This is a genomic window from Gluconacetobacter sacchari (assembly GCF_014174255.1).
In the GTDB taxonomy this organism is placed as follows: domain Bacteria; phylum Pseudomonadota; class Alphaproteobacteria; order Acetobacterales; family Acetobacteraceae; genus Gluconacetobacter; species Gluconacetobacter sacchari.
In genome coordinates this window covers 51493-64456 of sequence record NZ_JABEQJ010000005.1, presented here as the reverse complement: position 1 = coordinate 64456, position 12964 = coordinate 51493, and the positions used below count along the sequence as shown (strand labels likewise).

Genomic DNA, 12964 nt, shown 5'->3' with positions numbered 1-12964 from the left:
GCGGCGGTCACGAGCGCAGGCTCGCGGCGAGGGGGAGCAGCGTCCGCCGGGCCGTGGCCTCGTCCAGCGCGGCGGCGGAATGCCAGCGGATGATGCCGCCCGGGCCGATCAGGAACGATTCCGGCACGCCGGACACGCCCCAGTCGATCGCGGTCATGCCCGACAGGTCGCTGGCGATGCGGGCGTAGGGATTGCCGGCGCGCCGCACGAAGCCCTGTGCCTCGGCCGGCTTGTCCTTGTAGGCGATGCCCCAGATCGGCAACCGGTCCTTCAGCGCGTTGAGCTGCGGCATCTCGGCGACGCAGGGAATGCACCAGGAGGCGAAGAAATTGACCAGCACCGGCGCCTTGAGCGCCCGCAGGTCGGCGGCGCCGAAACCCTGGGCCGGCGGCAGGCCGGGCAGGGCGAAGTCCGGCACCGGGCGGTCGAGCGCCGGCGCGTGGATGTCGTGCGGGTCGAACGACCCCTGGCGCATGCCCGACAGCATGCGCCAGAACGCGACACCGGCACCGCCCGCGACGACCAGGGGGGCGGCCATCAGCAGGCGCCGGCGTGCCGGGTTGGGGGGGGATGCGGCCTCGGTCATGGCGTGGCCGCCAGGCCGGCGGTCGCGGCGCGGCGGGGAGCGCCCACGCGCATCCGCCGGTCGGACAGGGACAGGGCCCCGCCCAGCGCCATGATCAGCCCGCCCAGCCACATCCAGGGCGCCAGCGGGTTGTAATGCAGGCGCAGCACGTAGGTGACGTCGGTGCCGTTCTCATGCCGGTCGCCCAGCACGCCATAGAGGTCGGACAGCAGGTTGGTGTGGATGGCGACCTCGGTCGTCGTCTGGTTCTGGCTGGCGAAGGTGCGCTTGGCGGGGTGCAGCACGGTGACCAGGCGGCCATGATGCCGGACCTCGATCGTGGCGACCAGCGCGGTGTAGTTGGGCCCCGGCGCGGCGCGGACCCCGGTGAGCGTCCAGGCGTCGCCGGCCAGCATTTCGGTCTGGCCGACATGGACCTCGACGATGCGGTGCTGGGCCTGCGACATCGCGGCCAGCCCCAGCACGCCGACGCCGACGCCGGCATGGGCCAGCGCCGCGCCCAGCGCCGCGCGCGGCAGCATGCGGGCGCGCTGCCAGCTCGCGCCCAGGGGCAGGCGGAACAGGCGGATGCGCTCGGCGATGTCGGCGATGCTGCCGGCGATGACCCAGACGGCCCCGGTGGCGGCCAGCAGCGGCAGCAGGTCGTGGACCCGCCAGACCAGGACGGCGAAGGCCAGCACGGTCGCGGCGCCGGCCCACCACAGGCGGCGCAGGATTGGCCAGAGCTGCGCGCGCTTCCACGGCATCATCGGGCCCAGCCCCATGAAGGCCATCAGCGGGATCGCCATCGGTGCCGCCGTGGCGTCGAAGAACGGCTTGCCGACCGAGATCGTGCGGCCGAACAGCAGGGACATGAAGGGCGGATACATCGTGCCCGTCAGCACCACCGCGCAGATCGAGCACAGCAGGATGTTGTTGAGCACCAGCAGCCCCTCGCGCGAGACGGGGGCGAACACGCCGCCGGCGGTGAGGCGCGGGGCGCGGAGGGCGAACAGCAGCAGCGAGCCGCCGATCACCAGCCCCAGCAGGCCGAGGATGAAGACCCCGCGCGCGGGGTCGTTGGCGAAGGCGTGGACGGAATTGAGGATGCCCGAGCGCACCAGGAAGGTGCCGGACAGCGAGAAGGAGAAGGTGCCGATGGCCAGCAGCACGGTCCAGATCTTCAGCGCCTCGCGTTTTTCCACCACGATGGCGGAATGGACCAGGGCGGTGCCGGTCAGCCACGGGATCAGGGAGGCGTTTTCCACCGGGTCCCAGAACCAGTAGCCGCCCCAGCCCAGCACGTAGTACGACCACCAGGACCCCAGCGCGATGCCGCAGGTGAGGAAGCACCAGGCCGCGACCGCCCAGGGACGGACCCAGCGGCCCCACGCGGCATCGACCCGGCCCTCGATCAGGGCGGCGATGGCGAAGGCGAACGGCACCGCGAAACCGACATAGCCGGTGTAGAGAATGGGCGGATGGAAGGCGAGGCCGGGATCCTGCAACAGCGGGTTCATGCCCTGGCCGTCCATCGGCGCCGGCCAGACCCGGTCGAACGGGTTGGAGGTGGTGAGGCAGAAAAGCTGGAAGCCCGCCGAGACCCCGCCCAGCACCGCGATCACCCGCGCCCGCAGGGCGGAGGGCAGGGTGCGGCCGAACAGCGCCACCGCGCCGCCGCACAGGCCCAGGATCAGGGCCCAGAGCAGGATCGAGCCCTCGTGGTTGCCCCAGACGCCGGTGATCTTGTACAGCAGCGGCTTGGCGGCCGCGCTGTTGGCCGCGACGTTCTGGACCGAGAAATCGTCGCGGATCGCGGCATCGACCAGGCAGGCGAACGAATAGAGCAGCGCCATCAACTGCCCGATGGCCAGGGCGGGGGCCAGCGCCATCAGGCGCGGATCGCGGCGCTGCGCGCCGACCAGCGGCAGCACCGCCTGCCCGGCCGCGAGGCAGCAGGCCAGCGCGAGGGCGAAATTTCCCAGTTCCGGGGTCATGTCAGTCAGCTTCCATGCTGCGGGGCAGCTTTGTCGGGGCCCGTGCCGCTGGCGGCCATGCTGTTCCAGCTCGCGGCGTCGGGGGGCTTGCCGTAGCGCGGGTCCCACTTGCCGCTGCGGCGCAGGGCCTCGGCGACTTCCTTGGGCATGTAGGTTTCGTCGTGCTTGGCCAGCACTTCGCTGGCGCGGAACGCGCCGTCGGCCTGCAGGCTGCCGACCGCCACCACGCTCTGCCCCTCGCGGAACAGGTCGGGCAGGATGCCTTCGTACCGCACGGTGACGGCATCCTGGCCGTCGGTCACGTCGAACTGGTTGACCGGGGTGTCGCCGGTCTTGCTCTGGCGCACCGAGCCGGCCACCACCATGCCGCCGAGCCGGATGGTGCGGTCGGCGGCCGGCGGGTGGGCGTGGACCTGCGACGGCGCCATGAAGAAGACGATGTTGGAGGAGAAGGCGCTCAGGGTCAGCGCGGTGGCGGTGCCCAGCCCGACCAGGCACCCGCCGACCAGCCACAGGCGACGGCTCTTGCGGGTCATGGCGCGTTGGTCCTCGTGGCGCGGGCGGGGCGCTCGACCGCCGCCAGGCGGGCGCGGGCGCGGCGCAGGCGCAGCGCGGCACTGGTGCCCAGGAGGACGGCCAGCCCGACGGTCAGCCCGTAGGCGGCGGCGATGTAGGGCAGGTGGGTCATGCGACGGCTCCGCCCAGGTCGCGGTCCGGCTCGCGGTCCGGCTCGCGGGTGGCGTCGTGCGGGTCGGCCCGGCGCATGGCCAGCGCCGTGCGGACGCGGCTTTCCATGACGGCGGCGCGCAGGCGGGCCACCAGGATGGCGGCGAAGCCGAGCGTGAAGCCCAGCGTGCAGACCAGCAGCGGCCACAGCATGGCGGTCGACATGGTGGGGGCGGCGGTCAGGGTGATGCTGTCGGGCTGGTGCAGGGTGTTCCACCATTGCACGCTGAACTTGATGATCGGCAGGTCGACCGCGCCGGCCAGGCCGAGGATCGCGGCGGCGCGATAGCCGCGCTGCGGCTCGTCGAAGGCGCGGATCAGCGCGATATGGCCCAGATAGAGGAAGAACAGCACCAGCACCGAGGTCAGCCGCGCGTCCCACACCCACCAGGTGCCCCACATCGGCTTGCCCCACAGCGAGCCGGTGGCGAGGCAGATGGCGGTGACCGAGGCGCCGACCGGCCCGATTTCCACCGCCGCGAGGTCGGCCAGCGGATGGCGCCAGACCAGCGACAGCAGCGAGCAGACCGCCAGGCCCATGTAGCCCGACGAGGCCAGCCATGCGGCCGGCACATGGACATACATGATGCGCACGCTGTCGCCCTGCTGCCAGTCGGCGGGGGACAGGAACAGGCCCCACACGATGCCCGCGACCGACAGCACGATGGCGGGCCAGGTCAGCCAGGGTTGCAGGCGCGCGCCCAGCCGGAGAAACCGCCCCGGATTGGCGTAGCGGTGAAGGAAATTGCCCGTGCGTGCGGCGAGGCTGGGTGTGGCGTTCAAGACGGTCTCGTTCTCCCCCATGGGCGGGGGCTCCTGGTCTGGGGCGTTTCGCTTCCCGTTCCTACACGAACATGCGAAGAAAGGCACGACCCGCGCCGGCCACGCCGGCGCGATGGTCGTCTCTCGGGCCCGCGCGCGTTTCCGGAAGGGAATTTCCATGCTGTTCGCCATCATCTGCACCGACAAGCCGGGGGCGCTGGAGACACGCATCGCCACGCGGCCGCAGCATCTGGCCTATCTCCAGGCCTATCAGGACCGGATCATCCAGGGTGGCCCGCTGATGGGCGCGGACGGACGGCCCTGCGGCACCATGCTGCTGATCGACGTGGCGGACCGCGCGACGGCCGAGGGCTTTGCCGCCAGCGATCCGTATGCCAAGGCCGACGTGTTCGAAAGCGTGGTGATCCGCCCCTTTCGCCCGGTCTTCCGCGATGGCGCGCTGGTGGAATAGCCGATGGCGCACTGGCTTGTGAAATCCGAACCCGATGCGTTTTCGTGGGACCAGCAGGTGGCCCATGGCGTCGAGCCCTGGACGGGGGTGCGCAACCACCAGGCGAAGCGCAACCTGATGGCGATGGCGCGCGGCGACCGGGCCTTCTTCTATCATTCGAATGTCGGCCGCGAGATCGTGGGCGTGGTCGAGATCGTGCGCGAGGCCTATCCCGACCCGACGGCGGAGGGCGGAGCGTGGGTCTGCGTCGACGTGCGCGCGGTAGGGCCGATGCCCCGGCCGGTGACGCTGGCGGCGATCAAGGCCGATCCGGCGCTGGCCGACCTGGCGCTGGTGCGCCAGTCGCGCCTGTCGGTGGTGCCGGTGTCGGATGCGCAGTGGACGTATCTGTGCCGCATGGGCGGCTGGGCGGGGCCGTAGCCATCCCGTTTCGGCGGGGCGGCTCCCGAGAGGGTTACCTCCGCCGCACCCTGTCCCGAAAACATGCCTCCTTCACACTTCTGTCGGTCTCACCTAGTGACCTTCTGTCAATCAGGAACCATTAGGGAGATCGATCATGCCGACAATGCCTAAGCTTCTGGTCACCGGTGCCACCGGCCAGCTTGGACAGCACGTCATCGACGCATTGCTGGAGACGGTGCCGGCCGGTGCCATCGTCGCGGGCGTGCGCGATCCGGCGAAGGACGCCGCGCGGGCCATCGGCGAGAAGGGCGTCGCGCTGCGCGTCGCCGATTATTCCCGACCGGAGACGCTGGCCGCCGCGCTGTCGGGCGTGGAGCGCCTGCTGCTGATCTCCGGCAGCGAACTGGGCCGGCGCGCGGCGCAGCATCGCAATGTCATCACCGCCGCGAAGGACGCGGGGGTCGGTCTGATCGCCTATACGAGCATTCTGCATGCCGACACGTCGCCGCTGTTCCTCGCGGCCGAGCATCGGGAGACGGAGGCGGACCTGGCGAAGTCCGGCGTGCCGTTCGTGCTGCTGCGCAACGGCTGGTACAGCGAGGTCTATACGTGGCGGCTGCCGCTCGCCCTCGAACGGGGCCAGTTGATGGGCGCGGCCGGCGAGGGGCGGATTTCGTCCGCCGCCCGCGCCGATTATGCCCGGGCGGCGGCGGCGGTGCTGGCCGGCGGCGAGCATGCCGGCCGGATCTACGAACTGGCGGGCGATACGTCCTTCACGCTGGCGGATTTCGCGGCGCTTGCCGCGGAGATTTCCGGCAGGGCGATCGGCTATCGGAACATGGACGCGGAGGCGTTTCGGGCCGCGGTGCTCGCGGCCGGCGTGCCGGAGATCTTCGCGAAAATCCTCTCCGATACGGATGCCGGCGTGGCGCGGGGGGCGCTGTTCGACGAGGGCGGCGAACTGGCGCGGCTGATCGGGCGCCCGACCACCCCGTTGCGCGACACGCTGGTCCGGTTCTTCGGAGCCTGACGGACGCGCGGGTTGATGCCCCGTGCTTGGGCGTAGCCCCTATGGCTGGCCGGCGGCGCCTTCCGCGCCGATGGCGTTGATGCCGCGTCCGGGCTGGCCGGCGTAGGTGGAATAGGTGAAGTCCGCGTTGTACGAGGGCTGGACCGGGGCGTCGAATTTGACCGGCACGCCGAAGACGCTGAAATGCGAGGGGACGTCCCGATCGTCGCGCGGGGTCTGGCGGGCCTCGATCGAGGGCAGGCCCGGCCCGTGCAGCGCCGTGACGGCGGGGCTGAAGGTTTCGGCCGTCACGTCCTCGTCCTGCACCACCTGATAGCCGTCGGGAGGGGGCGGGGCGGGGGGATTGTCGGGATCGACGGTCGGGTCGCCATGGGGACCGGCCGCCGGCGTGCCGAGCGCGGCGGAGACCGGCGCGTTCAGCGTGCCGGTGCGCGCGGCCGGGGCGGCGGCGTGGCGCGGGGCGGCCATCGCGCCCGGGCCGGCCAGCAGGGCCAGGCCGGTGCCGAGCAGCATGGCCAGGCGCGTCGTCCGTCCGGCGGGCCGTGGGGCCTTGATCGCATCCATGGGGTTTCTCCTTGCGTTCGGACTGTGCCCGGGCCGCGGTCGGACCGGCCATTCCCGGCAGGGCATGGCGGCCCTGCGTGACCAACCATATACGGCGTGACGTCGGATTTGCGAGAGGGGTAATATGCTTGATAAAGCAGAACTCCCCCATCGTGAGCGGGGGCATGGGATCGGCAGGAGGGTTGGGGAATGACCATTCGAACCGGGGGCGAGATCGCTCCACTGGTGCTGGACGCCCCGGCGATCGCCGAGTTGCAGCGCGCGCTGGAGAAGGTCGAATCGGGCCGTGGGGTGCTGGTGCGGCTGGCGGACCTGATGGGCGGGGCCGTCGGCCAGGCCGCGCTGCTGGGCATGCGGGGCCTGGGCATGGCCCCCACCATGCAGGCCAAGCTGAAGGGAATCGCCGAAAGCGCGATTTCACGGGCTTTTGATGTCGCGATCGTCGGCATGACGCCGCTGAAGGGCGAGCTGGCGGTACTCGAATCGGCCGAGGCGCCGGCGGCGGCGCCCGTGCCGCTTGCCGCGCCGGCCTGGCGGGGGCCGGCGCTCCAGGCGGCGGTGGCGGTCTCGGGCGCGGTCGGCGGGTTTGCCGGCATTGCCGGCCTGCTGCCCGATGTCACCTTCACCACGCTGACGATCATGCGCGAGATCGCCCGCATCGCCCGCGAGGAGGGCGAGGACCTGTCCACCCAGGATGCGCGGCGCGCCTGCCTGGAAGTCTTCGCGCTGCGGGCCTTTCCGGTCGGGCGGTCCGACGAGGAGAGCGAGCTGGGATATTTCTCGGCGCGCGCGATGCTGCGCGGCCGGCCGGTGGTGATGCTGGTGTCCGAGGTGGCGTCGCATTACGGGCTGGGCCTGTCGCGCAAGCTGGCCGTGCAGATGATGCCGGTGGCGGGCGCCCTGTGCGGCGCGTCGCTGAACGCCGCGTTCATGGCGCATTATCGCGCCCTGGCGCGTGCGCATTTCACCATCCGGCGGCTGGAACGCGAACATGGGCCGGAAGTGCGGCGGACCGCCGAATCGCTGCGCGCCGGCATGACCGGCGCGAGCGAGGCGTTCTGACCGCTCCCGGAGGGGAGGTCAGGCCGGCTTTTCGGCCCGGACGGGCGCGCGCATCAGCAGGCCGATCAGCACCGCGCTGATGACCGTGCCGGCGAGCAGCGCCACCACATAGGCGCCCAGATGCGTGACGGCGCCGGGAATGGGCAGGACGAAGATGCCGCCATGCGGCACCTTGAGTTCCACGCCCGCGACCATCGAGATCGCGCCCGCCGTCGCCGAGCCCGCCATCATGGCGGGAATCATCCGCAGGGGGTCGCGGGCGGCGAAGGGAATGGCGCCCTCGGTGATGAAGGCCAGGCCCAGCACCGCCGCCGTCGCCCCGGCCTCGCGCTCCTCGACCGAGAAGCGGGCGCGGAACAGGCGCGTGGCCAGCGCCGCCGCCAGCGGCGGCACCATGCCGGCGACCATGGTCGCGGCCATGGGCGTGTAGACCGCGCTGCCGATCAGCCCGACCGAGAAGGCATAGCCGGCCTTGTTGACCGGGCCGCCCATGTCGAAGGCGGACATCGCCCCCAGGATCAGCCCCAGCAGGATCGCGCTGGACCCCTGCATGCCGCGCAGCCATTCGGTGAGGAAGGCCAGCAGGGCGGCGACGGGCGCGCCGATGGCGTAGACCGTCAGCAGGCCGGTGACCAGCGTGCCCAGCAGCGGCAGGATGAGGATCGGCTTCAGCCCTTGCAGGGTCTTGGGCAGGCGGATCAGGCGATTGAGCCCGTCCACCGCGTAGCCCGCGACGAAGCCCGCCGCGATGCCGCCGAGAAAGCCCGCATTGAGGTTGGCGGCGAGCATGCCGCCGATCATGCCCGGGGCCAGGCCCGGACGGTCGGCCACCGAGAAGGCGATATAGCCCGCCAGCGCCGGGACCATCAGCGCGAAGCCGGCCTTGGCCCCGATGGTGAACAGGGTATGGGCCAGGGTGCCCGCCGACGTGGCGTCGTTGGCGTGGATGCCGCCCAGCGCGAAGGCGATGGCGATGAGCAGGCCGCCGGACACGACGAAGGGCAGCATGAAGGACACGCCCGTCATCAGATGCTTGTACGGGCCGGCCCGCTCGCCGCGCCCCGAGGATTGGGACGCCCCGCCGGATGCGCCGGAGACGGGCTGCACCGTCGCCTCGGCCAGGGCCTTGGCGATGACGGCGGCGCCGCCGGTGATGGCCGGCTTGGCGCCGGTGACATAGACGCGCTTGCCGCCGAAGCGGGCGCGGTCGACCTCGCGGTCGGCGGCGATCAGCACCAGGTCGGCGTCGGCGATTTCCTGCTCGGTCAGGGGATCGCCCGCGCCGACCGAGCCCTGGGTTTCGACGCGCAGCGGGTAGCCGAGCTGGCGGGCCGCCTCTTGCAGGCCCTCGGCCGCCATGAAGGTATGGGCGATGCCGGTGGGGCAGGAGGTGACGGCGACGATGCGCGGCGGATGCCCGGCCGTGGATTGCGCCGTGGATTGGGCCGTGGACTTGGCGGCGGGGGCGGCGGCCGGGGCGGCGGTGTCCAGCCCGTCCAGCGCGCGGGCCGGGTCGGCCAGCACGGCTTCGAGCGTCAGGTGGCGGTTGGCGCGGGCGGCCAGCGCGTCGCCGGCCTGGCCGCTGGAGCCGACCAGCAGCAGCGTGTCGTCGGCGCCCGGCGCGTCGTCGGGCAGCGGGGCGAGGACGCCGTGCGCGGTGCGGATCTCGATATCCAGCGTGCGGCCGGTTTCGCGCGCGGCGCGGCGCAGGGCCTCGCCCGCGAGGACGCCGGTGACGCTTTCCTCGCCTGCTTCGATGACGGCCAGTATGTGCTTCATGTTGTCTCTCCCGCCCCGCCGGCTTCTGTGCGTCCGGCTGTTGCGATCGTTACCTTGCCCATCAGGGCCCGGACCGCGTCGCGGCCCGGCAGATTGGGGCCGGCCAGGCCGAGCTTGCCGACCGCGAAGGCGGTGGACAGGCGCGCGATGTCCGGCAGCGCCAGGCCATCGGACAGCGCGGCGACCAGGCCCGCGACCATGGAATCGCCCGCGCCGACGGTGCTGGTGACCGACTCCGCCCGCAGGCGCGCGGTGAGCGCGGTCGTGCCCGAAAGGAACAGCGCGCCGTCCGCCCCCATCGAGACCACCACCAGGTCGACCCCCCTGGCCAGCAGCCGGGCCGCGACGCGCTGGGCGTCGTCGGCCGTGGCGACGGGTTCGCCCGCCCAGTCCGCGAGTTCGCGCAGGTTCGGCTTGACGATGTCGGGCGGCGTGTCGCCCTGGAGCGCCAGCATCAGCGGCGTGCCGCTGGTGTCGAGCAGCACCCGCGCGCCCTTTTTGCGCAGCCGGGCGATCAGGCCGGCATAAAGATCGGGCGGGCAGCCGGGCGGCAGGCTGCCGGACAGGACGATCAGGCTGTCGGAGCCGGCGAAATCCTCGATCTGCGCGCTTTGCCGTTCGACGGCGACGGCATCGACGGTGGCGCCGTCCATGTTGATGTCGGTGGTGTCGCGGTCGTCGACGATCTTGAGATTGACGCGGGTGGCGCCGGGGATGCGCAGGAAACGGTCGACGATCTGCTTTTCCGCGCACAGGGCCTGGAACGATTCCGCATTGTCGCGGCCCAGCAGGCCGAAGGCGGTGACCGCGATGCCCCAGTCGGCGAGGCAGCTTGCGACGTTGACGCCCTTGCCGCCCGCGTTCTGCCGCACGGCGCGGGCGCGGTGGACTTCGCCGGGGGTCAGGTGATCGACCGTGATGGTCTGGTCGATCGCCGGGTTGAAGCTGACGGTGGCGATGCGCATCACGATTCCTTTCCGGCCGGCGCCGCGTCCGGAGCCGTGGTCGGGGCGCCGTCCAGGGCCCGGACGGCGTCGGGGGTGCCGGCCTGCAATGCCCGCGCGGCCAGGGCGCGCAGGTCGGCCAGGCTGGTGCCGCGGATCCGTGCCTTCACGGCGGGGATGTCGCGCGGGGTCATCGACAGTTCGTCGACGCCGAGCCCGGTGAGCAGCGCCGCGCCGAACGGGTCGCCCGCCAGGCCGCCGCACACGCCGACCCAGCGGCCGTGGCGGCGCGCGCCCTCGACCGTCTGCGCGATCAGGTTCAGCACGGCGGGGTGCAGGCTGTCGGCCTCGCTGGCCAGCTCGGGGTTCTGCCGGTCGATGGCCAGGGTGTATTGCGTGAGGTCGTTGGTGCCGACCGAGAAGAAATCGGCATGTTCCGCCAGGACATGGGCCTGCACCGCCGCGGCAGGGACCTCTATCATGATGCCGATCGGCACCGACGGCGCGTCGAACTCGGCGCGGATGGCCTCGCACCGTCCGCGCAGCGCGACCAGTTCGGGCACCGAGGTGATCATCGGGAACATGATCAGCAGTTCGCCGCCCGCCTTCGCCGCCCGGTAGAGCGCGCGCAACTGCGGGTCCAGCAGGTCGGGCCGGCGCAGCAGCAGCCGGGCGCCGCGCACGCCCAGGAAGGGATTCTCCTCGTGCGGCAGGTCGAGATGCGGCACCTGCTTGTCGCCGCCGATATCGAGCGTGCGCACGATCAGCGGGCGGTCGCCCAGGGCCTCGATCATGTCGCGATAGACCGTGTACTGCTCGTCCTCGCTGGGGGTTTCGCCGCGTTCGAGGAACAGGAACTCGGTCCGCATCAGGCCGACGCCCTCGGCCCCCTGCGACAGGCAGAACGCCACCTGGTCGGGGCGGTTGACGTTGGCGCCGATGGCGACGCGATGTCCGTCGGTCGTCTCGGCGGGGTTGGCGCGCTTTTCTTCCTCCGCCGCGCGCAGGCGGGCGCGCTCGGCCAGCCATGCGCGGGCCGATTCCAGGTCGGCTTCAGCCGGGTCGAGCCAGATGCGCCCGGTATCGCCATCGACGATCGCCGTGGTGCCGGGCGCCAGGGCCAGCAGCCCGGGGCCGCCCGCCACGGCCGAGGGCAGGCCCAGCGTGCGCGCCAGGATCGCGCTGTGCGAGGTCGGGCCGCCCAGCGCGGTGGCGATGCCGGCCACGCGGTCGATGTCCAGTGTGGCCGTGTCGGAGGGCGACAGGTCGGAGGCGACCAGGATGCAGGGTTCCTCCGGCAGGTCGGCCAGCGTGCCGGTGCCGAGGTCGGGATCGATCTGCGCCAGGACGCGGCGCCCGACATCGCGCAGGTCGGCCGCCCGCGCGGCCAGGACCGGGTTGCCGAGCGAGGCGAGCTGCGTCGCCATCCGCTCGATCGCCTCGTGCCACGACCAGGCGACGCCGTGGCCCTCGACCATGATCTGGCAGGTCAGCGTGATGAGGTCCGTATCGTCGAGCAGGCCGGCCTGCGCGACGAAGATCGCCGCGTCGCCGGCGCCCAGGCGGCGCGTCGTCTCGTCGACCAGCGCCGCCATCTGCGCGCGCGTGCGGACCAGCGCGCCGTTGAGCAGCGCGCCGCCGGCCGCGAGATCGACCGGCTTGTCCGGCACGTCGGCCTCGGTGGCGGCGAGGATGTGGATCCGGCCGATGGCCAGGCCGGGGCTGGCGGCGACGCCGGTGACGAGGCGGGGCGTGCCGACCGGCGTCCAGCCCTTCAGCGGCCCGGCCTTGGCCGCCGCCGCCGCCTTTTCCGCCGCGCGGGCGGCGTCGGCCTTTTCCTGCGCCGTCAGCCGGGTGACGACGCCGTGAAACCGGTCCAGCGCCGCGCGGGCGTTGGCGCCGCCGGCCGAGATCACGATCGTGTCACCAGCCTTCAGGCCGAGTTGCAGCAGCGCGACCAGGCTGCGGGGATCGGCGGCCTCGGTGCCATGGCGCACGCGCAGCGGCGCGCCGGCGCCCTTGGCGGTTTCGGACCAGGTGGAGGCCGGACGGGCGTGCAGGCCGGTGGGATAGTCGACGATCCACTCGACCCGTTCGGGATAATCCTCGGCGGCGCCGGTGGGGGCGGGGGCCGGGGACTCGTCGCGCAGGGCGGCGGCGATGACCTCCGGGTCGTGCGTCGTGGCCAGCGCGCGCAGGCGGTCCTCGTTCTGGATCAGGCGCGTCAGGCGGCGGAGGATCGCGATATGGCTGTCCGAGCCGGCGGCGATGCCGACGACCAGGTGGGCGACCTGCCCGGGATTCCATGTGATGCCATCGACGAATTGCAGGACCACGATGCCGTCGCGCCGCACCAGCCCCTTGTCCTCGCCCGTGCCGTGCGGGATGGCGACGCCCGAGCCGAGATAGGTGTTGGCCACCTGTTCGCGCCGGATCATGCTCTCTTCGTAGCCGGGGGCCACGCAGCCGGCGGCGACCAGCAACTGCCCCGCCTGGCGAATGGCGTCTTCCTTGTCCGCCGCGCGGGCATCGATTCTGATCAGGGTTTCGACCTCGCGGCCGAAGGATGGGGTGGGGGACATTCGCTGGCCGCTCCGTCTTCTTATTTTAGAAATTCTTATTTGAAAAATAGGGAAAACGTTCTCTGATGTTTTTGTCAAT

General features: G+C 71.9%; 13 protein-coding genes. 4 read left to right on the top strand and 9 right to left on the bottom strand.

The genetic code is table 11. The features are described from left to right. Nucleotides 1–7: 7 nt before the first annotated feature. The 5 genes from HLH48_RS05440 to HLH48_RS05420 are packed head-to-tail and all read right to left on the bottom strand — an operon-like array spanning nt 8 to nt 4092. A complete protein-coding gene (locus tag HLH48_RS05440; protein ID WP_182996487.1) occupies nt 8–586 on the bottom strand; it encodes a redoxin domain-containing protein in 579 nt (192 codons plus the stop codon). After that, a complete protein-coding gene (locus HLH48_RS05435) occupies nt 583–2562 on the bottom strand; it encodes a heme lyase CcmF/NrfE family subunit (RefSeq protein ID WP_182996486.1) in 1980 nt (659 codons plus the stop codon). The genes HLH48_RS05440 and HLH48_RS05435 overlap by 4 nt, the downstream gene beginning before the upstream one ends. A gap of 5 nt (nt 2563–2567) precedes the next feature. After that, complete coding sequence (ccmE, locus tag HLH48_RS05430; protein WP_182996485.1) at nt 2568–3098, bottom strand: cytochrome c maturation protein CcmE; 531 nt, start codon at nt 3096–3098, stop codon at nt 2568–2570. Next, nucleotides 3095–3250: a hypothetical protein gene (locus HLH48_RS05425; protein ID WP_182996484.1), complete on the bottom strand. Its 156-nt coding sequence runs from the start codon at nt 3248–3250 to the stop codon at nt 3095–3097. The genes ccmE and HLH48_RS05425 overlap by 4 nt, the downstream gene beginning before the upstream one ends. Then, nucleotides 3247–4092: a heme ABC transporter permease gene (locus tag HLH48_RS05420; protein WP_373320228.1), complete on the bottom strand. Its 846-nt coding sequence runs from the start codon at nt 4090–4092 to the stop codon at nt 3247–3249. Before HLH48_RS05420 ends, HLH48_RS05425 begins: the two co-directional genes overlap by 4 nt. A 136-nt stretch (nt 4093–4228) precedes the next feature. Here HLH48_RS05420 and HLH48_RS05415 point away from each other — a divergent pair, with 136 nt between their 5' ends. From HLH48_RS05415 to HLH48_RS05405, 3 genes are all read left to right on the top strand, one after another. Continuing rightward, complete coding sequence (locus tag HLH48_RS05415) at nt 4229–4522, top strand: YciI family protein (RefSeq protein ID WP_182996604.1); 294 nt, start codon at nt 4229–4231, stop codon at nt 4520–4522. Between the two features lie 3 nt (nt 4523–4525). Continuing rightward, complete coding sequence (locus HLH48_RS05410) at nt 4526–4942, top strand: EVE domain-containing protein (RefSeq protein ID WP_182996482.1); 417 nt, start codon at nt 4526–4528, stop codon at nt 4940–4942. Between the two features lie 136 nt (nt 4943–5078). Beyond that, the gene (locus HLH48_RS05405; protein WP_182996481.1) at nt 5079–5954 is read left to right on the top strand and encodes an SDR family oxidoreductase; all 876 of its coding nucleotides are present in this window, start codon (nt 5079–5081) and stop codon (nt 5952–5954) included. Nucleotides 5955–5993: 39 nt separating this feature from the next. Here the strand turns inward: HLH48_RS05405 and HLH48_RS05400 are convergent, their stop codons facing one another. Then, a complete protein-coding gene (locus HLH48_RS05400; protein WP_246386950.1) occupies nt 5994–6518 on the bottom strand; it encodes a hypothetical protein in 525 nt (174 codons plus the stop codon). Nucleotides 6519–6707: 189 nt separating this feature from the next. Between HLH48_RS05400 and HLH48_RS05395 the strand changes: the two genes are divergently transcribed. Then, nucleotides 6708–7580 (top strand): EcsC family protein, encoded by an 873-nt coding sequence (locus HLH48_RS05395; protein WP_182996480.1) that lies wholly within the window; start codon nt 6708–6710, stop codon nt 7578–7580. A gap of 18 nt (nt 7581–7598) precedes the next feature. On the opposite strand, the gene HLH48_RS05390 is transcribed toward HLH48_RS05395, so the two are convergent. The 3 genes from HLH48_RS05390 to ptsP are packed head-to-tail and all read right to left on the bottom strand — an operon-like array spanning nt 7599 to nt 12885. Next, nucleotides 7599–9359, bottom strand: coding sequence for a PTS fructose transporter subunit IIC (locus tag HLH48_RS05390; RefSeq protein ID WP_182996479.1), 1761 nt, complete (start codon nt 9357–9359; stop codon nt 7599–7601). Next, nucleotides 9356–10324: a 1-phosphofructokinase gene (gene pfkB, locus HLH48_RS05385; RefSeq protein WP_182996602.1), complete on the bottom strand. Its 969-nt coding sequence runs from the start codon at nt 10322–10324 to the stop codon at nt 9356–9358. The genes HLH48_RS05390 and pfkB overlap by 4 nt, the downstream gene beginning before the upstream one ends. Further along, nucleotides 10324–12885: a phosphoenolpyruvate--protein phosphotransferase gene (ptsP, locus tag HLH48_RS05380; RefSeq protein ID WP_182996478.1), complete on the bottom strand. Its 2562-nt coding sequence runs from the start codon at nt 12883–12885 to the stop codon at nt 10324–10326. Before ptsP ends, pfkB begins: the two co-directional genes overlap by 1 nt. Nucleotides 12886–12964: the final 79 nt, after the last annotated feature.

What these genes read in the sequence shown, in the direction of transcription:
- HLH48_RS05395 (WP_182996480.1), top strand. Translation starts at nt 6,708, where the DNA reads ATGACCATTCGAACCGGGGGCGAGATCGCTCCACTGGTGCTGGACGCC.
- HLH48_RS05440 (WP_182996487.1), bottom strand. Translation starts at nt 586, where the DNA reads ATGACCGAGGCCGCATCCCCCCCCAACCCGGCACGCCGGCGCCTGCTG.
- pfkB (WP_182996602.1), bottom strand. Translation starts at nt 10,324, where the DNA reads ATGCGCATCGCCACCGTCAGCTTCAACCCGGCGATCGACCAGACCATC.
- HLH48_RS05400 (WP_246386950.1), bottom strand. Translation starts at nt 6,518, where the DNA reads ATGGATGCGATCAAGGCCCCACGGCCCGCCGGACGGACGACGCGCCTG.
- HLH48_RS05420 (WP_373320228.1), bottom strand. Translation starts at nt 4,092, where the DNA reads ATGGGGGAGAACGAGACCGTCTTGAACGCCACACCCAGCCTCGCCGCA.
- HLH48_RS05410 (WP_182996482.1), top strand. Translation starts at nt 4,526, where the DNA reads ATGGCGCACTGGCTTGTGAAATCCGAACCCGATGCGTTTTCGTGGGAC.
- HLH48_RS05405 (WP_182996481.1), top strand. Translation starts at nt 5,079, where the DNA reads ATGCCGACAATGCCTAAGCTTCTGGTCACCGGTGCCACCGGCCAGCTT.
- HLH48_RS05390 (WP_182996479.1), bottom strand. Translation starts at nt 9,359, where the DNA reads ATGAAGCACATACTGGCCGTCATCGAAGCAGGCGAGGAAAGCGTCACC.
- ptsP (WP_182996478.1), bottom strand. Translation starts at nt 12,885, where the DNA reads ATGTCCCCCACCCCATCCTTCGGCCGCGAGGTCGAAACCCTGATCAGA.
- HLH48_RS05425 (WP_182996484.1), bottom strand. Translation starts at nt 3,250, where the DNA reads ATGACCCACCTGCCCTACATCGCCGCCGCCTACGGGCTGACCGTCGGG.
- HLH48_RS05415 (WP_182996604.1), top strand. Translation starts at nt 4,229, where the DNA reads ATGCTGTTCGCCATCATCTGCACCGACAAGCCGGGGGCGCTGGAGACA.
- HLH48_RS05435 (WP_182996486.1), bottom strand. Translation starts at nt 2,562, where the DNA reads ATGACCCCGGAACTGGGAAATTTCGCCCTCGCGCTGGCCTGCTGCCTC.
- ccmE (WP_182996485.1), bottom strand. Translation starts at nt 3,098, where the DNA reads ATGACCCGCAAGAGCCGTCGCCTGTGGCTGGTCGGCGGGTGCCTGGTC.